This window comes from Halomonas sp. WWR20 (assembly GCF_054602495.1).
This window is the reverse complement of the sequence record NZ_JBTRHR010000004.1, coordinates 142,410-165,429: the sequence shown is the minus strand read 5'-3', so window position 1 is coordinate 165,429 and position 23,020 is coordinate 142,410. Positions and strand designations below refer to the sequence as shown.

The window sequence follows — 23,020 nt, the reverse complement described above, 5'->3', positions numbered from 1 at the left end:
GACAGGGGAGGCGCCGCACCATGGTCCAGATGACGTTACGCATCAATGGCGAGGCCCGGGAGATCGAGGCCGATTCCCAATCGCCGCTGCTTTATGTGCTGCGCAACGACCTGGGTCTGCGTGGGCCGAAATTCGGCTGTGGACTGGGCGAGTGCGGAGCCTGCACGGTGTTGATCGACGGTCAGCCTCTGCGCTCTTGTGTGATTCCGGCGGCGTCGGTACGTGAGCGCGAGATAATCACCCTGGAAGGGCTGGGGACGCCCGAAAGTCCCCATCCGCTGCAGCAGGCCTTCATCGACGAGCAGGCCGCCCAGTGTGCCTACTGTATCAGCGGCATGATCATGACCGCCAAGGCGCTGCTCGAGCACAATGCCGAGCCGAGTGATGCCGAGATCAAGAATGCCCTGGCGGCCAACCTGTGCGGTTGCGGCACCCATCTGCGCATCGTGCGCGCCGTCAAGCGTGCCGCGCAGAGCCTGCGCGAGGCGGAGCATAAGACATGAACGACAAGAGCATGCCCGCCGATCTGTCACGTCGCGCTTTCCTGGCCGGCGTCGGCACGTTGGCTGTCGGCTTCACGCTATTCCCGTCGCTCTCGGCACGTGCGGCCAGTATCGACAACCGCATCGCGGGTATCGACAAGACGTTGCGGGACAAGAATGCCGTCGATGCCTGGCTGGTGCTTACCGCCGAGGGCGAGGCGGTGATATACAGCGGCAAGGTGGAACTGGGCACCGGGGTGGAAACGGCACTATGCCAGATCGTCGCCGAGGAGCTTGCGGTGCCCCTCGCCGCGACACGCTTTGTCCAGGGCGATACCGAACTCACCCCCGACCAGAGTTACACCGCAGGCAGCAAGACGATCCAGAACGGCAGCGACCCGATGCGCCGCGCCGCGGCCACTGCGCGCCGACTGTTGATCGAGCGTGCCGCCGAGGCGTTGCAGGTCGAGCCGCGCCGCCTGGTGGCGGAAAACGGCTGGATTCATGTCGAGGGTGACCCCTCTCGGGCGCTCGGCTACGCGGCGCTGGTCGGCGATGGCACGTTCGAAAGCCGCATCGACGATGAGCCGGCATTCGTCGATCCCGCACACTACGCCCTGGTGGGACACTCCGTGGCAAGGGTGGACATTCCCCCCAAGGTTTTCGGGCAGTTCGTCTACGTGCAGGACATCACCCGCCCCGGCATGTGGCATGCCCGAGTGATTCGTCCGCCGACCACCGGCGCCACCACACTCAACGCCGTCATTGAAAGCGTGGACGAATCCACAGTGCCCAATGGTGTGCAACTGGTGCGGCGCGGCAACTTCCTCGCCGTGGCTGCCGAGTCGGAGTGGCAGGCGATCCGTGCGGCGCAATCCGTGCAGGTTGCCTGGCGCACCGAAAGCATGATGCCGCATCCAGACGCGCTATACGCTACGTTGAAACAGCGCGGCGGGGAGGGCGAGCGGATTGCCGGAAACGGCGATGTTGACGCGGCGCTGGCCGGTGCGCTGCGAACGTTTCAGGCGGAGTACCGATGGCCCTACCAGGTTCATGATTCCATCGGGCCGTCGTGCGCCGTGGCCGAGGTCACGGCAAGCCGCGCCACGGTGTGGTCGGGCACCCAAGGCGTCTACCCGCTGCGCGGCTCATTGGCCGACCTGCTCGATATGGACGAGGCGCGCGTACACGTCATTTACGTCGAAGCGTCGGGGTGTTATGGCCACAACGGTGCCGACGATGTAACCGGCGACGCGGCGTTGATCTCCCAGGCGCTGGGGCGGCCGGTACGTGTGCAATGGTCGCGCGAGGACGAACACGGCTGGGGCCCCAAGGGACCGGCGATGGTCATGGCGCTGCGTGCCGGCCTCGATGCAGACCATCGGATCACCGCCTGGGCCTTCGACAACTGGACGCCCACCCATACCACACGGCCCAGTCGTGACGCGGGCGCCGCCAATCTGCTCGCGGGAAATCTGGCGAGAGGGCTGGTGCCCCAGGGCCCGGCGATCGGCGGCGACCGCAACGCGCCGGTGACCTACGTGTTTGACGACTATCGCGTCACCACGCACTGGATCCCCACTGCGCAATCGCCGCTGCGCCCGTCCGCACTGCGCACGTTAGGCGCGATCCAGAACACCTTCGCTAACGAGTCGTTCATCGACGAGCTGGCCTTCGCCGCCAAGACGGACCCGCTGGCGTTCCGGCTGCGCTATCTGCACGAGCCCCGTGCCGTCGCCGTGGTCGAAGCCGTTACTCAGCGTGCCGGCTGGCCGGGCAGGGCGGCGCCGCAGCGCTACTTGCAGAATGACGACCGTCGGGTCAGTGGCCGCGGCATGGCTTATGCGCAGTATGAAAACGAGAATGCCTACGTCGCCGCGGTTGTCGAACTGGAATTGAGCATTCGCCAGGGCATTCGTGTGCGCAGGGTGACCGTGGCCCATGATTGCGGGCAGATCATCAATCCCGACGGGCTGAGAAACCAGGTCGAGGGTAACGTGCTGCAGGCGACGAGCCGGGCACTCAAGGAAGAGGTGCGGTGCAATCCCCGCGGAATCACCAGCCTCGAGTGGGGAGCCTATCCACTACTGACGTTTCCCGAGATTCCCGAGGTGGATATCGTGCTGGTCGATCGCCCCGGCCAGCCGCCGCTCGGCGCCGGCGAGGCGACCTCGGCGGTGATTCCCGCCGCCATCGCCAACGCAGTGTTCGATGCCTCGGGCATACGGCTGCGCGAGGTACCCTTCACCCGGGCGCGCCTGAAGCAGGCGTTTGCGGCCCTCTAGGCAGCAAACTTTACAGTCGCAGTCCTGGCTGCGTTGTATCTCGGGACTCGCTTGTGCAAAATATCGTGTTACCGGTAACAATCGAGGCCAGTAATGCCACAACAGCAAGCAATGACCGTGGGCGACACGTCTGCCGATACGTCCCGGCGTGTCGTCGTCATGGGTGTCTCGGGGTGTGGAAAGTCAACGGTGGGGGCGGCTCTCGCGGCGCGTATCGGTGGGGTATTCATCGATGGGGATCAGTATCACTCCTCAGAAAACGTGGCCAAGATGGCAAGCGGCGAGCCGCTCAACGATTCGGATCGTGCCGGTTGGCTGACGCGGTTGGCCGAGTTGATCGCCGAACATCGTCACCGCGATGAGACGGTCGTCATCGCCTGTTCCGCGCTCAAGCGCCGCTATCGCGATCTGTTGCGCCAAGGTGACGAGGCGCTGCGCTGCGTGTATTTAGCCGGCAGTCGCGAACTGCTGCTGTCACGTCTGCAGGCCCGCACCGACCACTTCTTTCAGGGCGAGGCGATGCTCGACAATCAACTGGCCACGCTGGAGGCTCCCGGGCATGACGAGGCTGTGGAGGTCAATATCGACGCCTCTCTAGCGTCGGTGGTGACGATCAGTGTGGCAGGGCTTGAACGATAATACTGCCTGGCGTCTTCCTGCGCCTTGGTCAATCATGGCGGCGTATTTGCGGCGCCAATCGCTTATGGCAGCGAATATCGAGGGCCGTCCACTCAGGCTGACGGTCCCGGCCGCTTCTCTCCCTAGCTACTGGCGCGCCGCGCAATCGTGTAACGCAAGTTCAGGCTGCGGTTTTCGGGCGTCTCGCCGCGCAGGCGGGCGAGCATCAGTGCCGCGGCATGCTCGCCGATGTCTCGACGCGGGGTGATCACCGTGCTCAGCGTGGGATGGGTGGCTTCGGTGATGTCGAGACCATTGAAGCCGGCTAGGGCGAGTTGACCGGGAACTGCCAGCCCGCGGCGCTGACATTCGAACAGGGCGCCGGCGGCAAGATCGTCGTTGCAGCAAAACAGTGCATCGAGTGCCGGCCACTGGTCGAGCATCGCCGCCAGCAGTGTACCGCCCAGACGAAACGAGGAAGGCTGCGGGGTGGTCAGGCAGCGCTGGCTCGAAAGCCCGGCATCCTGCATGGCCTGTTTCCAACCGGCCATGCGCTGACGTACGCGCGGGTCGAGGCGCGCGGCGCAGAAGCCGATACGCTGATAGCCCTGCTCGATCAGGCTGCGTGTCAGGTCGGCACCGGCGGCGTGCTGGTCGAGCCCCACCGCCATGTCGATGGGGGAGGCGGTGGCCTCCATGGTTTCCACTACCGGCAACCCGCTGCGCACGAGCAGGTGTCGCGCATGCTCGGTGTGATGCGTGCCGGAAAGAATGAAGCCGTCCACGCCATAGGCCAGATAGGTGTCGATCAGACGTTCCTCCTCGCGTACCGAATAGCCGGTATGCCCAATCAGTACCTGATACCCCGCAGCTTTGAGCCCCTCATCAATACCGCGCTGCACATCGGAAAATACCGCGTTGGAGATCGACGGGACCAGCAGTGCGACGCTGTGGCTGCGCCCGCTGGAAAGCGCTCCGGCCTGGCGATTGGGAATGTAGCCCAAGGCGTCTACGGCGGCGTGGATACGCTGGCGCAGCGCCTCGGATACCCGCTCGGGCTGGCGCAGCGCGCGAGAGACGGTGATCTTGGTGACGCCGACCTGATCGGCGACATGCTGGAGCGTGACACGCCCGGTAGAGCGTCGCGGCATCGAATGTCCTGGATCGTGTGCTTCGCCTGACGAATGTTAGCGGTAACTTTGCGTTAGCCTACCACGCTGCGTCACACGAAGTACCCGGTCGGTGCCGCGCGGTAATTTAAAGCGACAGCAGAAACAGGATCAACGGCGGCGAGATCAGCGAGAGCAGAAAGCCGCTGACGATGGCGATGGGGACGCAGGCCACACCGCCGTGCTGCTGGATCGCCGGCAGGGTGAAGTCCATGGCCGTGGCCCCACCGAAACCGATGGCCAGCGGAGTGGCGCGCTGAATAGTCAGTGGTATCAGCAGGAAGGCACCCAGCTCGCGTGCCAGATCGTTGAAAAAGGCCGCGCCGCCGAGTACCGGGCCGAGCTGATCGCCGATCAGAATGCCCGACAGCGAGTACCAGCCGAAGCCGGCGGCCATGGCCAAGCCCTGGTTCCAGCGCAGCTCGAGTAGCGGAGCGGCGAGCAGGCCGGCGACTAGCGAACTCGCCGCAACGGTCAGGGCGATAAGCAGGCCGTGACGGTTGAGCAGGATCTGGCGAAGCGGCATGCCCGAGTTGCGCAACTGGCAACCGATCAGCGCCAGCAGGGCATAGAGGGTCCATTCGGCAAGCCGCTCGGCGCCAGCATGCAGGGTGTTCTGGCCGAGCATGCCGAGTACGGCGCCGATCAGCACCCCGAGGGCGACGACACCCGCCAGTTGCAACGAACCGAGTAATGCCGTCAGTTTGCGGACTGGAGCGTCTCTGACGATGGGAGAAGCGCCGGCGTGAAGCCGGATGTGGCGTGACAGCAACCACAAGGCCAGCAAGTTGCACGGGGCGATGACGCTGAACAACAGCGCCGCCTGACCGCCCATGCGCGACAGTTCCTGGCCCAGGTTTTCAAGCCCGGCCAGGCTGAATCCCATCAGGAACAGAATCACGTACACCGAAAGGTTGACGCCGCGATTGATCAGCGCCATGGCTTCGGGGCGTGTGACCGGTATCAGATAACCCCCGATCAACGGCAACAGGATCAGCAGCAAGCCGGAAAGCATCGCGACTCCATCAGCAGGGCGGTGCGAACTGACAGGCCGCACCGGGAAGGCCGCCTACTTTAGGAGCTCGTAAAGGAGAAAGGCAACGCTTTTCGCTGATGCCCGATTAGCGTTGCTGCTGAGCGTCGCGAGCGATATCCGCGGCCGGTGCGGCATGCTGTAGCGAGGTCAGCTCCATACGGCTCTGGCGCTCGCCATCACGCCGGTACTCTACGTCCAGCAGCAGGCCGGGCAGTTCGGAGTGAAAGGTGAAAAGCAGTTTGCGCGCCGGTTTTTCCGGGTCCCAGGCTTCCAGCGTAACGCTGGGATAGGTGCCGGCCGGTGTCTTGGTCTCGCCACGGGCGGTCACTTGATAGCGCAGCGACTCCCGGCTCCCTTTAGGGGCGAGATAGGCGATTTCACAGGGGGCGGTCTGCGTTTGCCGGCAGTTGGCCTCGGGCGCCTGCCGGGAGAGCGTGAACAGTGCAGTCTGGCGGTCGGGCAGTGCCGTTAGATCCTCGGCGCTAAGTTGGTACTGCTTGCCATAGCCGAGCAGCGAGTAGCCGCTGGAGAAGCTCACCGGCACCGAGCGGCCGTCAACCAGCCGAAAACGGCTGCTTTCCTCACCGCTGGCGATACGGGCGCTGGCGCGCATGTCGCTTTGCCACATGCCGCCTGTCTGACTCAACCGATGAACGACGTCGACATCGGGCCAGCCATCAATGGCGAGGTGATAGGTGGCGGTAAAAGGCGTTGGGAGGGCGGCCTTGGCGGACTGCACGGCAAGCAGGGGGCTGATCAGCAACACGAGCAGAAACCCTACCCGGGAGACGAAAGACTGGAGGATGCGCATGCCAAGGCTCCAAAACGGAATACGACCATGAGACGCCAAAATCAGCCTTACGTTCCTATGCAGGCAGACGAAGCGCCCGCTACGCTGGTGAAAGCCAATGCGTGCCATTTCTCAGCATCGCCAGACAGGAGCCTTGCCATGGCCAAGATATTATTGATCGCGGGTGACTTCGTCGAAGATTATGAAATCATGGTGCCGTTCCAGGCACTCCAGGCAATGGGCCACAGCGTGGATGCGGTATGCCCTGAAAAGCGCGAGGGCGACAAGATCAGAACCGCCATTCACGACTTCGAGGGCGACCAGACCTATTCCGAGAAACCCGGTCATCAGTTCGTCCTCAATGCCACCTTCGCCGAGATCGACCCGCTGGAGTATGACGCCCTGATAGTCCCCGGCGGACGCGCGCCGGAATACCTGCGTCTCAACGAGCAGGTCCTCGAGATGATCCGCCACTTCATGGAGTACGAAAAGCCGCTGGCCGCGATCTGTCACGGTGCGCAGCTACTCGCCGCGGCGGCCCCGCTGGAAGGGCTGCGTGTCTCGGCCTACCCGGCGTGTGCCCCGGAGGTGCGTCTCGCCGGGGGCGATTTCGTCGACCTCGAGGTGGACCAGGCGCTGACCTGCGGCAAGTTGGTGACTGCGCCCGCCTGGCCGGCGCATCCGGAGTGGCTACGCCAGTTCCACGCGCTGCTCGAGTGAGGTGGCTTAGTGAGTCCATACCGTAAAGCGGCTCATGGCGGGCCGCTTACCTGACGCAAACGGAGCGGTGAATTCACCTCAATCTTGCCAGAACGGTTTACGGCTTTCCCGAACGACATCGTAGCGGCTCAGGCCGATATCCCTGAGCATATGATCGTCGAGGCGGCTCAATTGCCGACGTGTGCGGCGGCGCTGACGATACAGGGCGAGCCGGCGAGAGAGTCGTGCGCTCAGGTGGGACAGTGGCATGGCGTTATCCTCAAGGCCAGGGGCGGCGGTACTAGGCTATGAGGAGGACGCAGTGAGTTACAGATCCAGAAAACGGCTATTTTAGCGGTACAGAGTGTGTTTTTCGGCTTTTGTACCGTGGGCTGACATGGTATGTGTACCGGTAATATCGGCCAATCATGGAACTGTCATGAAGCGCTACGAGCAGGTCGCCCAGACGCTGCATGCCGACATCGAGCAGGGCGTCTATCGTGCCGGGGACCGCCTTCCCTCGATCAGGGCCACCAGCCAGACGCTTGGCGTCAGCATTACCACGGTGCAGGAGGCCTACCGACGTCTGGAGGAGGCGAGGCTGGTCCAGGCGCGGCCCAAGTCGGGATATTACGTGCTTTCACGCCCGGCGCCGATGCTGCTGCCCAAGGTGGCGCGCCCGGCGCAACGTCCTCTGGACGTGTCGCAGTGGGATCAGGTCCTGGAGATGGTGGCGGCCCCGTCCGGCGGCGGCATATTGCAATTGGGCGGTGGCATTCCCGACCTGGGGGCTGCCACCTTGCGTCCACTTCAGCGGCGGCTGATCAAGTCTCAGCCATATGCCGAACGCGTGCTGAACTATGATGACCTGGCCGGCGATCTCGCACTGCGTCGGCAGATTGTCCAGCTGGCGGCGATGGCGGGCAGTCGGTTGGCGGCCGACGATATCGTGGTCACCACGGGCTGCCAGGAAGCGCTGTCGCTGAGCCTGCGCACCTTGACCGCACGGGGCGATGTGGTTGCGGTCGAGTCGCCCAGCTTCTATGGCACCATGCAAATTCTCCAGGCCAATGGCTTGAAGGCGCTCGAGATTCCCAGCGATCCGCGCACCGGCATCAGCCTCGAGGCGTTGGAACTGGCGTTGGAGCAGTGGCCGATTCGCGCCATTCAGGTCACGCCGACCTGCAACAACCCACTGGGATGCAGCATGCCCGAGGCGCGCAAACGGGCGTTGGTAAGGCTTGCCCAGCGCTTCGATGTGGCGATTATCGAAGATGATATTTATGGTGATCTTGCCTTCACCGCTTCCCGCCCGCCCACGCTCAAGTCGTTCGATGAAGAGGGCCGGGTGCTGCTATGCAGCGGCTTTTCCAAGACGTTGGCCCCAGGAATGCGGGTCGGCTGGGTGGCGCCGGGGCGTTATCGCGACCGCGTGCTGCATCAGAAATACGTTTCGACCGGCGCCTCGGCGACCCTGCCGCAGCAGGCGGTGGCGGCGTTCATCGCTGCTGGCCACTATGCACGCCACCTGCGTGAGATGCGCCGCCAATATCAACGCCAGCGGGATATTCTGATCGGCTGGGTCGAGCGTTACTTTCCGGCAGGGACCGCTATCAGCAATCCGCAGGGCAGCTTCCTGCTATGGCTGGAGTTGCCGGAAGAGGTGGATTGTGTCCGGCTCAACGCGCGCCTGACGCACCATCACATTCGCATCGCGCCCGGCTCGCTGTTCTCCGCCTCCGGCAAGTATCGGCATTGTCTGCGCTTGAATTACGCATCGCCCCTGACGGCGGCAGTGGAGGCCGCCGTACGGCGGGTCGGCGAGGAGGCCGGGCGTATGCTGCAGGAATCGTCTCTATGAAGACGCCTCGAAAATCCCGGGTATCATTGCTGGAGGGGCCAATTCTCGGCTCACTACTCAAGCTCTCGATCCCCATCGTGCTGGCCAATGTGCTGCAGTCGGCCTACCAGTTGATCGACGCCTTCTGGGTCGGCCGGTTAGGAGGCCACGCGGTGGCCGCCGTGGCGGTGAGCTTTCCCATCACCTTCCTGTTGATCGCGCTGGGGTCGGGACTGGGCGTGGCGGGCTCAACCTTGGTGGCACAATACATGGGGGCGCGCAATACGTGGATGGTCAATCATGTGGCGGCCCAGACGCTGCTGATGGTGGCCGTGGTCTCGTTGTTGCTCTCGGCTGCGGGCTTGGTTCTGGCGCCGAGCCTGCTCGAATTGTTGCGGGTCGACCCCCAGGTGTATGACGGCGCCCTGACGTTTCTGCGCTTCTCCCTGGCGGGGATGATCTTCACCTTCGGCTTCGCGATGTTCCAGTCGCTGATGCGGGGGGTGGGGGATGTCAAGGTGCCGCTGTACATCGTCACCGGCACCGTAGCGTTGAACGTGGTGCTCGATCCGCTGCTGATCTTCGGCTGGGGTGTGATACCGGCCTTCGGTGTGGGGGGCGCGGCGTTGGCCACCCTGATCACCCAGGGGATCGCTCTGCTGGTCGGGCTCGCCATTCTGCTGCGTGGACGCTGGGGCATCCAGTTGTCGATGGGCAACTTCATGCCGGATTGGTCATTCATGCGCCGCGCCTTCGGACTGGGATTCCCCGCCTCGGTGGAGCTTTCCGCCCGGGCGTTGAGCATGAACGTGATGATCTTTCTGGTCACCGGTTTCGGCACGGTGACCACCGCCGCCTACGGCGTAGGGATCAATGTGCTGGGCTTCATCGTCATTCCCGCGCTGGGGCTGTCGATGGCGACCGCGGCGCTGGTGGGGCAGAACATCGGCGCCGGACAGATCGCACGTGCCAATCGTATCGCCAGGTTGAGCGCGATGATCGCCTTCGTGGTGCTGAGCGGCGTGGGGCTGTTGGTGTTCGTCTTCGCCGCCGACGTGGTGCGTTTTTTCGTGCCCGAGGACGAGGCGGTGGTGACGACCGGGGCGAGCTTTCTACGTACGGTGTCGCTGACTTTCGGTTTCATGGGGTTGCAGATGGCGCTGACCGGCGTGTTCCGCGCCGCAGGCAACACACTCATCGCGATGATTCTGACCTTGGTGTCGCAGTGGGTGCTGCAGTTTCCGCTGGCCTTCGTGCTGTCACGCGAGGGCGTGCTGGGACTGAGCGGGCTGTGGTGGGCGTTTCCGATCACCAACGTGCTGATCGCCGTGGTGACCGGCATCTGGTTCCTGAAAGGGGATTGGATGAAGGGGCGCCTGGCGGAGCACGATGCATTGTCCGAGCGGGTCACCGAAGAGGTACTGATCGAGGAGCGCTCAGCGTAACGCGTCGTTGTTATCCGCCGCGTGTGGAGGTAGCATATCATCGTCTTGGCGACGGCGGGCCAGATATTCCCCGATCAGCACAGTGCCGGCGCCCCAGATCAGGTGCACACCGAGCATCATGCGCCGGCGATGGACCGGTTGCTGTGTGGCTGGCGGCAATACCTTGAAGGCGGGAATCCAGCCCAGGTAACTCGCGCTCCAGACGGCTATGCCGTAGCCGCTACCGTACAGAACGGGGTACTCCACACGCCGGAATGTCAGCGGATAAAGTGCTCCGAATAGCGCGCCGTAAGCGAAATGAGCGCTCAGGCTCACCCCGGCGTGCTGGCCCGGGCTCAGGCGATGGTCCTGGCCGGCTTTTCGCAAAATACCCTGAGTCACCAAACTCGGCGGGAGTGGGTATTGCTGGTCGCGCGGCAAGTGCTGAAACAGTTTCATCATGGCTATGGTCATAGGCACGGTAGCCAGCGTGCCGCCAATGGCGCCAGCCAAGTAGCGATTCATGGTTTCCTCCTTGAAACTCCAATCACATTTTTCCTATGGACGTGTGCGGGCGGTTGTCCTTGCCGCGGCTTATTCCTGCGCGTGACGTGTCGGACGATACCGCGGCATATCGTGACGTTCGAACATGCCATGCTCCATGGTAACCGAGGGGCTGGGGCAGGAAGGGCGTCCAGCGGGACGCGCGGGCACGCCGACCACCGTGGTGTGGGGCGCGACGGCATCGAGCACCACGCTACCGGCGCCGATCTGGGCACCACAGCCGATTTCGATATTGCCCAGCACGATGGCGCCGGCGCCGATCAGTACGCCATGGCGCACCTTGGGGTGACGATCGCCGCTGGTCTTGCCCGTGCCGCCGAGCGTAACGCCCTGCAGAATCGATACGTTATCGCCGATCTCTGCGGTCTCGCCGATGACGATTCCCGTGGCGTGGTCGAACATTACGCCCTGGCCCACCGGACAGGCGGGATGGATATCCACGCCGAACACCTGGGCACTGCGGCTCTGCAGCGTGGTCGCCATCAACTTTCGCCCGTCCTGCCACAGCCGGTGCGAGAGACGGTGGGTCTGCAGTGCCTGGAAGCCCTTCTGATACAGCAGCGTCGTCAGATAGTCCTCCGTTGCTGCATCGCGCTCGAAGACCGCCAGGATATCCAAGGCTGCCTGCCGGGTCAGTTCAGGCGCCTCGACGTGCAGCGCGGCGAATAGCTGCTCAAGTGCCGTTTGCGGTAGGCCGTCATCGGCCAGCTTGTACGCCAGCACGCTGGACAGGCACGCTGCCAGATCTGGATGGGCCACAACTCGTGTCGTTATCAGATTGCCGAGTAGCGGCTCGGCGGCAATGGCGTGTTCGGCCTCATCGTGAAGCGTGTTGAAGACCTCTTCGGCGTGTGGCGTCATCGTCGTCTCCCCTGGCTGACGGCTAATGCAGAGCCGCGTAGAAAATAAGGGTAGCGATAGGCGCAAGGCTTGGCCAGTTCCGCAGGTATCGACAATGCGCTTCGCTTGTGAAACGAGCTGGGGCAATTACATTGCAATAGACAGCTCTTGAGCGAGGAATCGTAGCATGCTGCGTATTACTTCACGGGCCGCAGGCGTCATCGCCTCCACGGTCATCATGTCATCGCCGCTTGCCATGGCGCAGCCGGACGAATCGGTACAAACGCAAGCCGGAGCGGTCAGCGTCGAAGTGCTCGCCGATGGACTCGTACATCCCTGGGGCATGGCCTTTCTCCCTGACGGGCGTCTGCTAGTGACGGAGCGTGAAGGGCGTCTGCGTATTCTCGACACCGACAATACGTTGTCCAAGCCGCTCGAGGGGGTGCCCGAGGTTTTCGATGAAGGCCAGGGCGGCCTGCTGGATGTGGCGCTGGGTCCGGATTTCGCTTCGAGTCGTCTTGTTTATCTCTCCTTTGCCGAGCCGGGCGAGGGTGGGGCATCCACGGCTCTGGGGCGCGGACGTCTCGAGGAGGGTCGACTGACCGGCTTCGAAGTGATCTTCCGTCAGGAGCCCAAGGTGGCGGGGGGCAATCATTTCGGTGGACGTATCGTGTTCACCTCTGAAGATATGCTGTTCCTGACGTTGGGGGAGCGCTTCAAGTTCGATCCGGCTCAGGATCTCTCCAACCATCTGGGCACGATCGTACGCCTCAATCACGACGGCTCGGTACCCGAAGACAATCCTTTCTTCGGCCAGGCGGAGGCCCGAGACGAAATCTGGTCCTACGGTCACCGCAATATCGAAAGCGCCGCTCTCAATCCGCAGACGGGGCAGTTGTGGATCGCCGAAATGGGGCCGCTGGGTGGCGATGAACTCAACCTGCCCGAGGCCGGAAAGAACTATGGCTGGCCGGTGGTTAGCTGGGGGCAGAACTATGACGGAAGCGACATTCCCGATCCCCCCACTCATCCGCGCTTTGCCAATGCCATCAAGCACTGGACACCGGTGATCTCGCCTTCCGGCATGGCTTTCTATACTGGAGACATCTTTTCGCAGTGGCAGGGCAGTGTGTTGATCGGCGGCCTGTCGGCCGAAGGCATCGTACGTGTCAGTATCGATGGGCAGCAAGCCACCGGCGAGGAACGTATTCCGCTGGGGGCGCGAATACGCGATGTCGAACAGAGCCCGGAAGGCTTGGTCTATGTGCTGACCGATCAGGACAACGGCAAAGTGATGCGCCTGAAACCGTTGCAGTGAGGCGCCGCGATCGGCGGCCGGGCTCTGGCAATCCCCTCATTCAGCGTTCTGGGCGGGGTAGGGTGACTGCCCAAGCGATCGGGCGAGATGTACGCAGTTGCGGGCCAGGCCGGCCGTGGCCATATATACCCTCTCGGGCGTCTGCGCCAGGTCCTTGAAATCGGTGCCCTGCATGACCTCGCCGACCCGGTAGGCACTGGCGGGAATGGTGAAGCCGACGTCGTTCAGACCTTGGAAAAGGTCGGCACGATGTGGTGAGCACCGTCCTCGTTGCCCACCACGGCGACAGCGGCGACGCAGCCATAGGAGACCAGGCGTCTGCTACCTGGCCGAAGGCGTGAAGGAAGGTTCTGCAAGCAAAGGCGGACAAACGAAACACGACCGGAATACACCGGTCGTGTTTCGCAGTTCTGCCGTTACGTAAGTTCTTGACCGTTAGCCTGACTGGCCGGATCAGGAACCCCCGCCACTGGTGCCGGTGCCGCCAGTCGTACCAGTACCCGTGCCGCCGGTGGTGCCGGTGGTACCAGTACCCGTGCCGCCCGTCGTGCCAGTACCCATGCCGCCGGTGGTGCCACCCGGCTGGCCGGTGCCGCTCATGGAGCCATCGCCGGTGACGGTACTATCCATGCCATCCGTAGACCCAGCGGTGTTGCCAGAAGTATTGGCCCCCGTGCTGCTACCTTGCTGCTGCGTGTCGCCCTGATGCTGTTCCTCCTGATACTGCTCTTTGCTCTTGTCACCTTCGTTGGCGAATACCAGCGGGCTCGTCATCAGACCGGTGGCGACGCCGAAGATACCTATCGCCTTGGTCAATTCCTTGATCGTCATGAGCTTGTGCCTCTTCCGTTGCGTTGGCGGTGCATCCTGCACTCCTGACCAGACAGCTTGGCGTTGGTTGGTACAGCACCCCATGGGGTGGCCGTTCAATCCGATGCGGTTAAAGGTCAAGAGCGTTTCTTTAACATAATAAGCGGGAGCAGGAATTCAAGCGGTACCCAGCCCGGTATTACGGTTTTGGAGACACGCCATCATCTTTGACAGGCAAGAGCACAAGCCCGCCAGAAACGGACTTGTCGGATACGGCGACAATGAATCAGGCGAGTGGCACTACGGCTCGTTGGCGATCTTTGCCAACGCCTGGCTGATAGTCTGGCTATCTCCCGGGCGGACCAGCCGTTCGATCTCCTGCCCTTGGCGAAGAAAGATCAGCGTCGGCCAAAGCTTGACGCGAAAGGAGCGGCCCAGCGGACGCCCGCGCCCGTCTTCGACCTTGATATGCAAAACATTGGGATACTCTTCGAAGGCGGCAGCGATAAGGGGCTGGGCGGCAAGACAATGGCCACACCAGGGCGTACCGAATTCGATGACGGTGGGGGCTTCCCACGTATCGACTTCCTCGCGCGGAGGTTCTTGGGCTACGAAGACCTTGCTGAATGCCATACAGTTTCTCCCTGGACAGGCTGTCACTGCATGATAGAAGCTGACAGACGACTGCGTCATATGCCGGAGCTAATATCGCTAGGCAGCCGCAGAGGCGATTTCTTGGGAAGAACGAACACCAAACCGGTGCTAGCCCTCGCTGGGCCTTGTCCAGCGAGGACCTAGCGAGGCCGATCAGCTCGGCTGACGGGTGACGCGCAGATACGGCGTCTTGGCTTCCCAGCCTTGGGGGAAACGCTCCTTGGCCTCTTCATCCGAGACGGAAGGCGCGATGATCACGTCCTGGCCGTTCTGCCAGTCGACGGGCGTCGCGACCTTGTGCTTACCGGTCAGCTGCAACGAGTCGATGACGCGCAGAATCTCATCGACGTTGCGCCCGGTGCTCGGCGGGTAGGTCAGGGTCAGACGAATCTTCTTGTCCGGGTCGATGATGAACACGGTGCGCACGGTGACCTTGGGATCCGCCTTGGGGTGGATCATACCGTAGAGGTTGGCCACGACCTGTTCCGGATCGGCGAGCAGCGGGTAGTTGAGCGCGGTGCCTTGGGTCGCCTCGATATCCGCAGCCCAGCCGTTATGGGAGTCGAGCGGGTCGACCGAGACGCCGACCAGCTTGACGCCACGCTGGTCGAACTCCGCCTTGCGCTTGGCGAAGGCCCCGAGTTCGGTGGTGCACACCGGGGTATAGTCGGCCGGATGCGAGAACAGTACTACCCAGCTGTCGCCGAGCCACTCGTGGAAGCTGATGTCTCCTTCGGTGGATCCGACGTTGAAATCAGGAGCAGTATCGCCCAGTTGTAATGCCATTGTTCAATCCTCGTAATGAAGGTCGGAATGAAACTCGCTTATTTCTCGTGGAAATTGCGACCTGCGGTGGTCTCCTTGATCACGCCGGTGCGGATCACGAAATCACCGAAACGTTCTCCACTGTCACGCTCATTGGCGTAGCGGTGAATCAACGGCGTTAGCTCGTCGAGAATCGCCGCTTCGTCGATATTCTCGCGATAGAGCTTGTTCAGGCGTTCCCCGGTGAAGTTGCCGCCGAGGTAGAGATTGTAGCGTCCGATCGCCTTGCCGACGAAACCGATCTCGGCTACATAGGGACGTGCGCAGCCGTTGGGGCAACCGGTCATGCGGACCACGATGGCGTCGTCGCTCAGGCCGGCGTCGCTCATGACCGTATCGAGCTTGTCGAGCAGCGATGGCATGTAGCGCTCGCTCTCCGCCATCGCCAGACCGCAGGTGGGAAAGGCGACGCAGGCCATCGCATGGCGGCGCAGCGACGTCGCGTCACGCTCGATGTGATACTGCTCGATCAGCGCATCGATCGCGGCGCGCTTGTCGGCTGCGACGTTGGCGATGATCAGGTTCTGATTGGTGGTCAGTACGATATCGCCGTCGTGGATCTTGGCGATCTCGCGCATTCCGGTCATCAGCTCGCGGCCGGTGGCGTCGAAATCGGCGATCCGGCCGTTTTCGATATACATGCCGTAGTGCCACTCGCCGTGCTCGCCCTGATACCAGCCGTAGCGATCACCGTTGCTGTCGAAATGGAACTCGCGCGGCGCTTCGAGCACATAGCCCAGACGACGCTCCACTTCCTCGCGGAACCACTCGGCGCCATAGGTATCGACGGTATACTTCAGGCGCGCATGCTTGCGGCTATGGCGGTCGCCGTAATCGCGCTGGACCAGCATGACCTTCTCGGCCACGTCGATCACCTGCTCCACCGTGCAATAACCGATCACGTCGCTGATGCGCGGATAGGTGCCGGGCTCGCCATGGGTCATGCCCATGCCGCCGCCGATGCAGACATTGAAGCCCTGGAGTTCGCCATTCTCCACATGGGCGATGAAACCCAGGTCGTGGGCGAAGACGTCGATGTCGTTCTCCGGCGGGATCGCCAGCGCGACCTTGAACTTGCGTGGCAGGTAGTGCTGGGTATACAGCGGTTCCTGCTGCTCGTCGGGGCCGCCGGCGACACGCTCTTCGCCGAGGAATATCTCGTGATAGGCGCGGGTACGTGGTAGCAGGTGGGCACTGATGTTGCCGGCCAGCTCGTAAACCTGGCGATGAACCGATGAGATATGCGGATTGGCGGTGCAGATGACGTTACGGTTGACGTCGCCGCAGGCGGCGATGGTATCGAGCATCGCCTCGTTGACGGCCTTGAGATGCGCCCGCAGGTTATCCTTGAACACGCCGTGATACTGGAACGTCTGGCGCGTGGTGATGCGCAGCGTGCCATTGGCGTACTTGCGCGCCACGTCATCGAGCTTGAGCCACTGATCGCTGGTCATCACGCCGCCCGGCATGCGCAGGCGGACCATGAAGGAGTAGAGCGGCTCGAGTTTCTGGTGGCGGCGCTCGCTGCGCACGTCACGGTCGTCCTGCATGTAAAAGCCGTGGAACTTGGTCAGCTGGGTATCGTCAGCTTCCACCGAGCCGGTGGCGCGGTCGGCCATGCTCTCCATCAGCTTGCCGCGCAGGTGGTCGGCATCGACCTTCAGGCGTTCGTTGGGATGAAGCTCGTCGAGAAATGAGCTGTCCTCCTGAAGCTTTGCAATAATATTCGTCATTAGTACACGTCCCGCTGGTAGCGCTTGGCTTTCTGCAAGTCGCGGATATAGTCCGCCGCGGCGTCTTCGCTACGGCCACCCTGTTCGCGTACGACATCGATCAGTGCCTGGTGGACATCGGCCGCCATGCGCTCGCCGTCGCCACACACATAGAAATGCGCGCCTTCTTCCAGCCAAGCATAGATGTCGCGAGCGTTTTCGCGCATGCGATCCTGAACATAGACCTTTTCCTGCTGATCGCGAGAGAAGGCCACGTCGAGGCGGTTGAGCAAGCCCTTTTCCCGCCAGCTCAGCCATTCCGTCTGGTACAGGAAGTCGCTTCTGAAATGCCGGTCGCCGAAGAACAGCCAGTTCTTGCCCTCTGCTCCGATCTCCTCGCGCTCCTGCATGAATGCGCGGAAGGGCGCCACGCCCGTGCCTGGACCCACCATGATGATCGGCGCGTTGTTATCGTAGGGCAGCTTGAAGTTCTTGTTGCGGTCGATGTACACCGGAACATGATCGCCGGGCTGGACACGATCGGCCAGATAGGTGCTGGTCACGCCATTGCGCAGCCGTCCATGGGCGTGGTAGCGCACCGCTCCCACCGTCAGATGGACTTCGTCGGGGTTGGCGTTGAGGCTCGAGGCGATCGAGTAGAGCCGTGGCGGCAGCTTGCGCAGCGCACGGATGAATTCCTGTGCATCGATGCCTTCGACGGGGAAATGCTCGAGTACGTCGATGATATGCCGGCCGTAGATCCACTCGCGCAGTTCGTCGCGTGCGTCTTCGCCCAGCAGCCGGCGCAGTTCGGCGGCATCCGAGACTTCCGCCCAGTGGGCCAGAAACGGGCGCGTCAGCGTGGTGACTTCGAACTCGGAAAGCAATGCATCTCGCAATCGCTTGCCTTCGCCGAGGTCGTGCTCTCCCTCCATGCGTAGCGTCTCGAGCAGGCTGTCGACATATTCAGGATCGTTCTGCGGCACGATGCCCAAGGCATCACCCGGCTCGTAGCTGAGCCCCGAGCCTTCCAGCGAGAGTTCGAGGTGACGGGTTTCCTTGGCGGAACCTCGGCCATTGAGTATCAGAGAGTCGAGCACCTCGGCCTGGAAGGGGTTCTTTTTCGAGTACGGCGAGGCTTCTGCCGCGCTTCCTCCGCTTGGCATTGCCATTCCCGCGTTGGCCGCTGCGTTGCTGCCGGCGCCGGAGAGTTCGGCGTAGCGGTCGAGCGCGGCTTCTATCCACGCTTCGGCGGGTTCTTCGTAATCGACGTCGCAATCCTGGCGATCGAAGATACGCTCGCCACCCAGCTCGGCGAAGCGGGCGTCGAGGTTCTTGCCGATTTGACAGAAATGCTCGTAGCTGGAGTCGCCAAGCGCAAGAACGGAAAAGCGTACGCCTTCAAGCTTCGGCGCCTTGCGGCCGTACATCAGCTCATAGAAGCCTTCGGCGGTATCGGGCGGGTCGCCTTCTCCCTGGGTACTCACCACGATCAGGAAGTTGGTGACGTCCTTGAAATGCTTCTTGTCGAAGTCGGCCATATCGGCCAGACGTATATTGAAGCCGCGTGCGCGGGCACGGTCGGCGGCCAGTTCGGCGACGCCTTCGGCGTTGCCCGTCTGGCTACCGTAGAGCACGGTGATTTCCGGCAGTGTTGCCGAAGCATCGGCCGGCTGGGCTGGCAATGACGAGGACGAGAAAGCAGTATTACCTTGAGCGTTTAATCCGGCGATATAACCGCTCAGCCATGTCATCTGTTCGGCGCTCAGCCCGCCGAGCGCCTCATTCAGCCGTCTGGCCTGTTCGGCATTCAGCGGACTGTTGGTGTCGGACAGGAGACCTTGTGACATCAGATAGCCTTATCTCGTTCTGGAATAGGGTGGCATGCTAAGGCTTTTCGCAAAGCATTAAAAATTATATATAGCGATTTTCTTATTCGTAATTGGAATTTAACTGGCGTCGCGGCCAGCGCATGGGTGTGCAATAGAGCGATCGTAGCCGCCACCGCTAGCTTAGCTCGTCGGGGCGGCTGACGGTTGCGACATATGGAAAAAGCCCCCTTCAGCGGGGGCTGAAGGGGGCCGGGAATGCGTATTTGAATCGGGTTCAGGCAGAACGCACCAGGCGTTGCGGGACTTCTTGGGCAGCGTGGTCTTCCTGCGCTTGCGCCTCCTCCTTGGCCAGGCGCGCCTTGCGTGTCTTGCCGGCGCGTGAGGGAGGCTGACAGATGCCGCAGACGAAGCTCGACGTCGGGCTGTGGGCATGGGCGACGAGATGGCCCTTGCAGCTTTTGCAGGCGGACAGCTGCAACAGGTCGCTTTCGAAGAAGCGCACCAGGGTCCAGGCGCGGGTCAGCCCGAGAACCGGCTCGGCGTCGTCCAGCGACACCTGCTCCAGATAGAGCCGGAACGCCTTGACGAAGGCTTCCATGCGCTCGCAGCCGAGCTCTTCGTTGAGGCTGCGGTAGATGTTGTAGAACAGCGAGGAGTGAATGTTCGGCAGCCAGGTCATGTACCAGTCGGTGGAGAATGGCAGCATGCCCTTGGGCGGCGACATGCCGCGCACTTCCTTGTAGAGCTTGATGAGACGGCCACGGCTCAGGTCGGTCTCGGTTTCCAGCACTTGCAGGCGGGCGCCGAGCTCGATCAGCTCGATGGCCAGTTGGACCTGCATCATTTCACTGACAAGGCTCTTCTCGGTCATGACATCAGGCTCCTTTCTTCGCCGCTGTCATCGGTACGACACGGTCGGCCGCCATGAGCAGAGCGGCATGGGTCTGCCCGAGGCCCTGTTCACGGGGATTATTGACCAGTTGCTGCAGCTGGGCGGCATCGTCGAAACACAACCGGCACAACAGCTGGTTGGTGCGTGACAGCTGGCTCAGCTGCTTGACGGAGAGCGAGGACAGCAGGTCGGCCATCGATTCGCCGATTTTCAGGCGGAACATGGCGGTGGCCCGGTCCTCACTCAGCAGCCGTTGCACCAGCAGCAGGTAGGAAAGGTTGATGTCGCGGATGTCATCCAGAAGGCTGTCGATTTGCATTGTCATTCCCGAGAGTATCGTTATAAGGGTCAAGGCCCGATGCTGCCTTGGCCAGACATCACAACGGCTGTGAGGTCGTTATGGGATGCATTCTGAGGCATTTTTGTGAAAAATCTAGTATTTTTTTACACAATAGACACATTAAAGTTACGTTATTCAAACGAAGCGGGGCATGATGTATATGTTTAACGTGCTGTTATTAAAGATTATTTTTTTAAAAAACTGTAAATGGATACATAGATACAAAAATGTGAAATAAAACGGTGGTCGATAACTGCGTTTTTTTGATGCTGCTGTTACATTCGGATGGAGCGGGCCGCCGGGGCAATCCCCCGCCTCTTGGCGACGACTGTTTTTCGGCGCGACCGATTTCGGCGCCCGGGAGTGGCCGCAGTCGATAAGACAGGCTGCGAAATGGCCCAGTGCCTCGGCGGGTGGCCTTGCGCTGCATAAGTGAATAAAGCCTTTGACGGCGGGCTCGGCGGTGGTGCTAGTATCGGTAATCATCCGTAACGCCCCTTGTCCTGTAGCGTTGTTGAATCCACACGACAGGCGGTTGTGGCATGACTGACGAGGCGACCGTCCCGAGTGAGCGGGGCAGGTCGTTTTTTGGCAATTTCCTTCTGGCGAGTGGCTCAATGAATCCGGTTTCCCTGCCTTTCACTCGTGACGAATATGCACAGCGCCTATGGAAAGTGCGCACGGCTATGGCAAGCCGGGGCATCGACGTGTTGATCGTCAGCGATCCTTCCAACATGGCGTGGCTGACCGGTTACGATGGCTGGTCCTTCTATGTGCATCAGTGCGTTCTTCTGGGATTGGAGGGCGAACCGGTATGGTACGGTCGACGCATGGATGCCAATGGTGCGCTGCGCACCTGCTGGATGGCGCCGGACAACATCACCTACTATCCGGACTATTACGTCCAGAACCCCGATATGCATCCGATGGACTACCTGGCGCAGTCGATCCTGCCGGATCGTTGCTGGCACGAAGGTGTCATCGGGGTGGAGATGGACAACTATTACTTTTCCGCCCGGGCGTATCAGAGCTTGGTGAAGGAACTGCCCCACGCGCACATCATCGATAGCAATGCCTTGGTCAACTGGTGCCGGGCCATCAAGTCGCCGCAGGAAGTTGCTTACATGCGCGTGGCGGCGCGAATCGTCGAAGGCATGCATTCGCGTATTCTGGAGGTGATCGAGCCGGGGCTGGCCAAGAGTAAGCTGGTCTCCGAGATCTATCGCGTGGGCATCGAGGGCTGGACCGACGGGCAGGGTCTCGTTCATGGTGGCGACTACCCAGCCATCGTGCCGCTGCTGCCCACCGGCAGCGATGCCGCGGCACCGCACCTGACATGGGACGACACGCCGTTTCGCGAAGGTGAAGGCACCTTCTTCGAGATTGCCGGCTGCTACAAGCGCTACCATGCGCCCATGTCGCGTACCGTCTATCTGGGCAAGCCGCCGCGGGATTTCATTCGTGGCGAGTCGGCACTGCTCGAGGGCATCGAGAATGGCTTGGCCGTCGCCAAGCCGGGCAATCGCTGCAGCGACATCGCCATGGCGCTGGGTGCGGCGATGGACAAGTACGGTTTTGACCGGGGCGGCGCACGGTGTGGCTATCCCATCGGGATCAGTTACCCGCCCGACTGGGGCGAGCGCACCATGAGCTTGCGCCCCTCCGACGATACGCTCCTCGAGCCCGGGATGACCTTCCATTTCATGCCCGGCCTGTGGGTCGATGACTGGGGGCTGGAAATCACCGAGCCGATCCTGATCACCGAAACCGGCGCCGAGCCGCTGTGCAATTTTCCGCGCCAGCTATTCGTTAAATGACGTAGCTGTTGATCGATAGACACACTGGCTGTCACAGGAGCTTTCCCTATGAGCAAACGGCCCAGCCCGATCTCCGCCACCGTCGACTTTGACGCCGAAGGCGTGCAGCACGGCTTTCTCAAGTTGCCGGTGTCACATGACGAGTCCGCCTGGGGCGCGGTGATGATTCCCGTCACCGTCATCAAGAACGGCGAGGGCCCCACGGCGCTGCTGACCGCGGGCAATCATGGCGATGAGTACGAAGGCATCACTGCGCTATTGAAACTCTCGAGCGACCTTGCCGCCGACGAGGTACAGGGTCGGGTGATCATCGTGCCGATGATGAACCTGCCCGCCGCCGAGGTAGGGCGGCGGACCTCGCCGATGGACGGCGGCAATCTCAATCGCAGCTTTCCCGGCGACCCCGACGGTAGCGTGACCCAGCAGATTGCCGACTATTTCACCCGCACGCTGGTGCCGATGTGCGACGTGGCGCTCGATTTGCATTCGGGAGGGCGCACGCTGGATATCGTGCCCTTCGCCGCGGCCCATCGGCTGGAGGATCGCGCCCAGGAAACGGCCAGTCTGGCGGGCGCCTGCGCCTTCGGAGCGCCCTACGCAATGATGATGTTCGAGCTCGACGCCGCCAGGCTCTATGACACGGCGGTGGAAAGCCAAGGCAAGACCTTTGTCACTACCGAACTCGGCGGGGGCGGCTCGACCACGCCGGAGCGCATGGCCATCTCCGAGCGGGGGATCCGTAATTTCCTCATTCATTACGGCCTGGTGGCGGGTGAGGTGGAAATGCCTGCCGAGCCGCAAGTCTATGTGGATATGCCCGATGCCTCCTGTTATGTGCAGAGCGAGCACAACGGCATACTGGAGTTGGCCTTTGCGCTAGGCGATACGGTGAACAAGGGCGATGTCATCGCGCGTATTCATGACATGACCCGCACCGGTACGCCTCCGGTGGAGTACCGGGCCGGACGTGATGGTATTCTCGTTGCCCGGCGCTTTCCGTCGCAGATTCATATGGGCGATACGTTGGCGGTGATCGCCGAGGTGGTCGAGACGCTGGAGCGCGGCTGAACATG

Annotated in this window: 24 protein-coding genes; 9 read left to right on the top strand and 15 right to left on the bottom strand. The window is 62.1% G+C overall.

Annotated elements, in window-relative coordinates:
- Positions 1-20: 20 nt before the first annotated feature.
- The 3 genes from ACW4DH_RS09285 (at position 21) to ACW4DH_RS09275 (ending at position 3,406) form a co-directional block, all read left to right on the top strand.
- Positions 21-503: a (2Fe-2S)-binding protein gene (locus ACW4DH_RS09285; protein ID WP_459636110.1), complete on the top strand. Its 483-nt coding sequence runs from the start codon at positions 21-23 to the stop codon at positions 501-503.
- Entirely contained in the window at positions 500-2,767 is a 2,268-nt protein-coding gene (locus tag ACW4DH_RS09280) for a xanthine dehydrogenase family protein molybdopterin-binding subunit (RefSeq protein ID WP_459636109.1), read from the top strand. The genes ACW4DH_RS09285 and ACW4DH_RS09280 overlap by 4 nt, the downstream gene beginning before the upstream one ends.
- A 93-nt stretch (positions 2,768-2,860) precedes the next feature.
- The gene (locus ACW4DH_RS09275) at positions 2,861-3,406 is read left to right on the top strand and encodes a gluconokinase (protein WP_459636108.1); all 546 of its coding nucleotides are present in this window, start codon (positions 2,861-2,863) and stop codon (positions 3,404-3,406) included.
- A gap of 122 nt (positions 3,407-3,528) precedes the next feature.
- Here the strand turns inward: ACW4DH_RS09275 and gntR are convergent, their stop codons facing one another.
- From gntR to ACW4DH_RS09260, 3 genes are all read right to left on the bottom strand, one after another.
- Positions 3,529-4,536: an HTH-type transcriptional regulator GntR gene (gntR, locus tag ACW4DH_RS09270; RefSeq protein WP_459636107.1), complete on the bottom strand. Its 1,008-nt coding sequence runs from the start codon at positions 4,534-4,536 to the stop codon at positions 3,529-3,531.
- 106 nt (positions 4,537-4,642) lie between these two features.
- On the bottom strand, positions 4,643-5,569 hold the full coding sequence (locus ACW4DH_RS09265) for a LysO family transporter (protein ID WP_459636106.1): 927 nt from the start codon (positions 5,567-5,569) through the stop codon (positions 4,643-4,645).
- A 106-nt stretch (positions 5,570-5,675) separates the two neighbouring features.
- Positions 5,676-6,401, bottom strand: a complete 726-nt coding sequence (locus tag ACW4DH_RS09260; protein ID WP_459636105.1) for a hypothetical protein — start codon at positions 6,399-6,401, stop codon at positions 5,676-5,678.
- A gap of 138 nt (positions 6,402-6,539) precedes the next feature.
- On the opposite strand from ACW4DH_RS09260, the gene ACW4DH_RS09255 reads away from it, so the two are divergent.
- Positions 6,540-7,100, top strand: a complete 561-nt coding sequence (locus ACW4DH_RS09255; RefSeq protein WP_459636104.1) for a DJ-1/PfpI family protein — start codon at positions 6,540-6,542, stop codon at positions 7,098-7,100.
- Between the two features lie 78 nt (positions 7,101-7,178).
- Here the strand turns inward: ACW4DH_RS09255 and ACW4DH_RS09250 are convergent, their stop codons facing one another.
- Positions 7,179-7,349 carry a DUF1127 domain-containing protein gene (locus tag ACW4DH_RS09250; RefSeq protein WP_459636103.1) on the bottom strand — a complete coding sequence of 57 codons (171 nt, stop codon included), beginning with the start codon at positions 7,347-7,349 and terminating at the stop codon, positions 7,179-7,181.
- A gap of 169 nt (positions 7,350-7,518) precedes the next feature.
- Here ACW4DH_RS09250 and ACW4DH_RS09245 point away from each other — a divergent pair, with 169 nt between their 5' ends.
- A complete protein-coding gene (locus ACW4DH_RS09245) occupies positions 7,519-8,940 on the top strand; it encodes an aminotransferase-like domain-containing protein (RefSeq protein WP_459636102.1) in 1,422 nt (473 codons plus the stop codon).
- The gene (locus ACW4DH_RS09240; RefSeq protein WP_459636101.1) at positions 8,937-10,364 is read left to right on the top strand and encodes an MATE family efflux transporter; all 1,428 of its coding nucleotides are present in this window, start codon (positions 8,937-8,939) and stop codon (positions 10,362-10,364) included. Before ACW4DH_RS09245 ends, ACW4DH_RS09240 begins: the two co-directional genes overlap by 4 nt.
- On the opposite strand, the gene ACW4DH_RS09235 is transcribed toward ACW4DH_RS09240, so the two are convergent.
- Both ACW4DH_RS09235 and cysE read right to left on the bottom strand, forming a co-directional pair.
- Positions 10,356-10,868, bottom strand: a complete 513-nt coding sequence (locus ACW4DH_RS09235) for a hypothetical protein (RefSeq protein ID WP_459636100.1) — start codon at positions 10,866-10,868, stop codon at positions 10,356-10,358. The two genes, ACW4DH_RS09240 and ACW4DH_RS09235, sit on opposite strands and share 9 nt — an antisense overlap.
- Positions 10,869-10,937: 69 nt before the next feature.
- On the bottom strand, positions 10,938-11,768 hold the full coding sequence (gene cysE, locus ACW4DH_RS09230; RefSeq protein WP_459636099.1) for a serine O-acetyltransferase: 831 nt from the start codon (positions 11,766-11,768) through the stop codon (positions 10,938-10,940).
- Positions 11,769-11,934: 166 nt separating this feature from the next.
- Here cysE and ACW4DH_RS09225 point away from each other — a divergent pair, with 166 nt between their 5' ends.
- Positions 11,935-13,065 (top strand): PQQ-dependent sugar dehydrogenase, encoded by a 1,131-nt coding sequence (locus ACW4DH_RS09225; RefSeq protein ID WP_459636098.1) that lies wholly within the window; start codon positions 11,935-11,937, stop codon positions 13,063-13,065.
- A 36-nt stretch (positions 13,066-13,101) separates the two neighbouring features.
- Here ACW4DH_RS09225 and ACW4DH_RS09220 read toward each other — a convergent pair whose 3' ends face one another.
- The 9 genes from ACW4DH_RS09220 to ACW4DH_RS09180 all read right to left on the bottom strand — a co-directional run bounded on the left by ACW4DH_RS09220 (position 13,102) and on the right by ACW4DH_RS09180 (position 20,616).
- Positions 13,102-13,239, bottom strand: a complete 138-nt coding sequence (locus ACW4DH_RS09220; RefSeq protein WP_459636097.1) for a hypothetical protein — start codon at positions 13,237-13,239, stop codon at positions 13,102-13,104.
- Between the two features lie 279 nt (positions 13,240-13,518).
- The gene (locus ACW4DH_RS09215) at positions 13,519-13,896 is read right to left on the bottom strand and encodes a hypothetical protein (protein WP_459636096.1); all 378 of its coding nucleotides are present in this window, start codon (positions 13,894-13,896) and stop codon (positions 13,519-13,521) included.
- A 279-nt stretch (positions 13,897-14,175) separates the two neighbouring features.
- The gene (locus ACW4DH_RS09210) at positions 14,176-14,508 is read right to left on the bottom strand and encodes a thioredoxin family protein (protein WP_459636095.1); all 333 of its coding nucleotides are present in this window, start codon (positions 14,506-14,508) and stop codon (positions 14,176-14,178) included.
- Positions 14,509-14,682: 174 nt separating this feature from the next.
- Positions 14,683-15,315: a peroxiredoxin gene (locus ACW4DH_RS09205; RefSeq protein ID WP_459636094.1), complete on the bottom strand. Its 633-nt coding sequence runs from the start codon at positions 15,313-15,315 to the stop codon at positions 14,683-14,685.
- 38 nt (positions 15,316-15,353) lie between these two features.
- Positions 15,354-17,087: an assimilatory sulfite reductase (NADPH) hemoprotein subunit gene (gene cysI, locus ACW4DH_RS09200; protein ID WP_459636093.1), complete on the bottom strand. Its 1,734-nt coding sequence runs from the start codon at positions 17,085-17,087 to the stop codon at positions 15,354-15,356.
- A complete protein-coding gene (locus ACW4DH_RS09195) occupies positions 17,087-18,916 on the bottom strand; it encodes an assimilatory sulfite reductase (NADPH) flavoprotein subunit (protein ID WP_459636092.1) in 1,830 nt (609 codons plus the stop codon). Before ACW4DH_RS09195 ends, cysI begins: the two co-directional genes overlap by 1 nt.
- A gap of 256 nt (positions 18,917-19,172) precedes the next feature.
- Positions 19,173-19,769, bottom strand: a complete 597-nt coding sequence (gene flhC, locus ACW4DH_RS09190; RefSeq protein WP_459636091.1) for a flagellar transcriptional regulator FlhC — start codon at positions 19,767-19,769, stop codon at positions 19,173-19,175.
- A gap of 4 nt (positions 19,770-19,773) precedes the next feature.
- Complete coding sequence (gene flhD / locus ACW4DH_RS09185) at positions 19,774-20,109, bottom strand: flagellar transcriptional regulator FlhD (RefSeq protein ID WP_459636090.1); 336 nt, start codon at positions 20,107-20,109, stop codon at positions 19,774-19,776.
- A gap of 156 nt (positions 20,110-20,265) precedes the next feature.
- Positions 20,266-20,616 carry a hypothetical protein gene (locus ACW4DH_RS09180; protein WP_459636089.1) on the bottom strand — a complete coding sequence of 117 codons (351 nt, stop codon included), beginning with the start codon at positions 20,614-20,616 and terminating at the stop codon, positions 20,266-20,268.
- A gap of 131 nt (positions 20,617-20,747) precedes the next feature.
- Here ACW4DH_RS09180 and doeA point away from each other — a divergent pair, with 131 nt between their 5' ends.
- Positions 20,748-21,947 carry an ectoine hydrolase DoeA gene (gene doeA / locus ACW4DH_RS09175; protein WP_459636088.1) on the top strand — a complete coding sequence of 400 codons (1,200 nt, stop codon included), beginning with the start codon at positions 20,748-20,750 and terminating at the stop codon, positions 21,945-21,947.
- Positions 21,948-21,995: 48 nt separating this feature from the next.
- The gene (doeB, locus tag ACW4DH_RS09170; protein ID WP_459636087.1) at positions 21,996-23,015 is read left to right on the top strand and encodes a N(2)-acetyl-L-2,4-diaminobutanoate deacetylase DoeB; all 1,020 of its coding nucleotides are present in this window, start codon (positions 21,996-21,998) and stop codon (positions 23,013-23,015) included.
- Positions 23,016-23,020 lie beyond the last annotated feature (5 nt).

Coding starts and splice junctions, on each gene's coding strand:
- ACW4DH_RS09275 (WP_459636108.1), top strand. CDS start 2,861: ATGCCACAACAGCAAGCAATGACCGTGGGCGACACGTCTGCCGATACG.
- ACW4DH_RS09265 (WP_459636106.1), bottom strand. CDS start 5,569: ATGCTTTCCGGCTTGCTGCTGATCCTGTTGCCGTTGATCGGGGGTTAT.
- flhC (WP_459636091.1), bottom strand. CDS start 19,769: ATGACCGAGAAGAGCCTTGTCAGTGAAATGATGCAGGTCCAACTGGCC.
- ACW4DH_RS09280 (WP_459636109.1), top strand. CDS start 500: ATGAACGACAAGAGCATGCCCGCCGATCTGTCACGTCGCGCTTTCCTG.
- ACW4DH_RS09260 (WP_459636105.1), bottom strand. CDS start 6,401: ATGCGCATCCTCCAGTCTTTCGTCTCCCGGGTAGGGTTTCTGCTCGTG.
- ACW4DH_RS09195 (WP_459636092.1), bottom strand. CDS start 18,916: ATGTCACAAGGTCTCCTGTCCGACACCAACAGTCCGCTGAATGCCGAA.
- ACW4DH_RS09255 (WP_459636104.1), top strand. CDS start 6,540: ATGGCCAAGATATTATTGATCGCGGGTGACTTCGTCGAAGATTATGAA.
- doeB (WP_459636087.1), top strand. CDS start 21,996: ATGAGCAAACGGCCCAGCCCGATCTCCGCCACCGTCGACTTTGACGCC.
- doeA (WP_459636088.1), top strand. CDS start 20,748: ATGAATCCGGTTTCCCTGCCTTTCACTCGTGACGAATATGCACAGCGC.
- ACW4DH_RS09285 (WP_459636110.1), top strand. CDS start 21: ATGGTCCAGATGACGTTACGCATCAATGGCGAGGCCCGGGAGATCGAG.
- ACW4DH_RS09235 (WP_459636100.1), bottom strand. CDS start 10,868: ATGAATCGCTACTTGGCTGGCGCCATTGGCGGCACGCTGGCTACCGTG.
- cysI (WP_459636093.1), bottom strand. CDS start 17,087: ATGACGAATATTATTGCAAAGCTTCAGGAGGACAGCTCATTTCTCGAC.
- ACW4DH_RS09215 (WP_459636096.1), bottom strand. CDS start 13,896: ATGACGATCAAGGAATTGACCAAGGCGATAGGTATCTTCGGCGTCGCC.
- gntR (WP_459636107.1), bottom strand. CDS start 4,536: ATGCCGCGACGCTCTACCGGGCGTGTCACGCTCCAGCATGTCGCCGAT.
- ACW4DH_RS09210 (WP_459636095.1), bottom strand. CDS start 14,508: ATGGCATTCAGCAAGGTCTTCGTAGCCCAAGAACCTCCGCGCGAGGAA.
- flhD (WP_459636090.1), bottom strand. CDS start 20,109: ATGCAAATCGACAGCCTTCTGGATGACATCCGCGACATCAACCTTTCC.
- ACW4DH_RS09205 (WP_459636094.1), bottom strand. CDS start 15,315: ATGGCATTACAACTGGGCGATACTGCTCCTGATTTCAACGTCGGATCC.
- ACW4DH_RS09240 (WP_459636101.1), top strand. CDS start 8,937: ATGAAGACGCCTCGAAAATCCCGGGTATCATTGCTGGAGGGGCCAATT.
- cysE (WP_459636099.1), bottom strand. CDS start 11,768: ATGACGCCACACGCCGAAGAGGTCTTCAACACGCTTCACGATGAGGCC.
- ACW4DH_RS09245 (WP_459636102.1), top strand. CDS start 7,519: ATGAAGCGCTACGAGCAGGTCGCCCAGACGCTGCATGCCGACATCGAG.
- ACW4DH_RS09180 (WP_459636089.1), bottom strand. CDS start 20,616: ATGATTACCGATACTAGCACCACCGCCGAGCCCGCCGTCAAAGGCTTT.
- ACW4DH_RS09225 (WP_459636098.1), top strand. CDS start 11,935: ATGCTGCGTATTACTTCACGGGCCGCAGGCGTCATCGCCTCCACGGTC.
- ACW4DH_RS09250 (WP_459636103.1), bottom strand. CDS start 7,349: ATGCCACTGTCCCACCTGAGCGCACGACTCTCTCGCCGGCTCGCCCTG.
- ACW4DH_RS09220 (WP_459636097.1), bottom strand. CDS start 13,239: ATGCAGGGCACCGATTTCAAGGACCTGGCGCAGACGCCCGAGAGGGTA.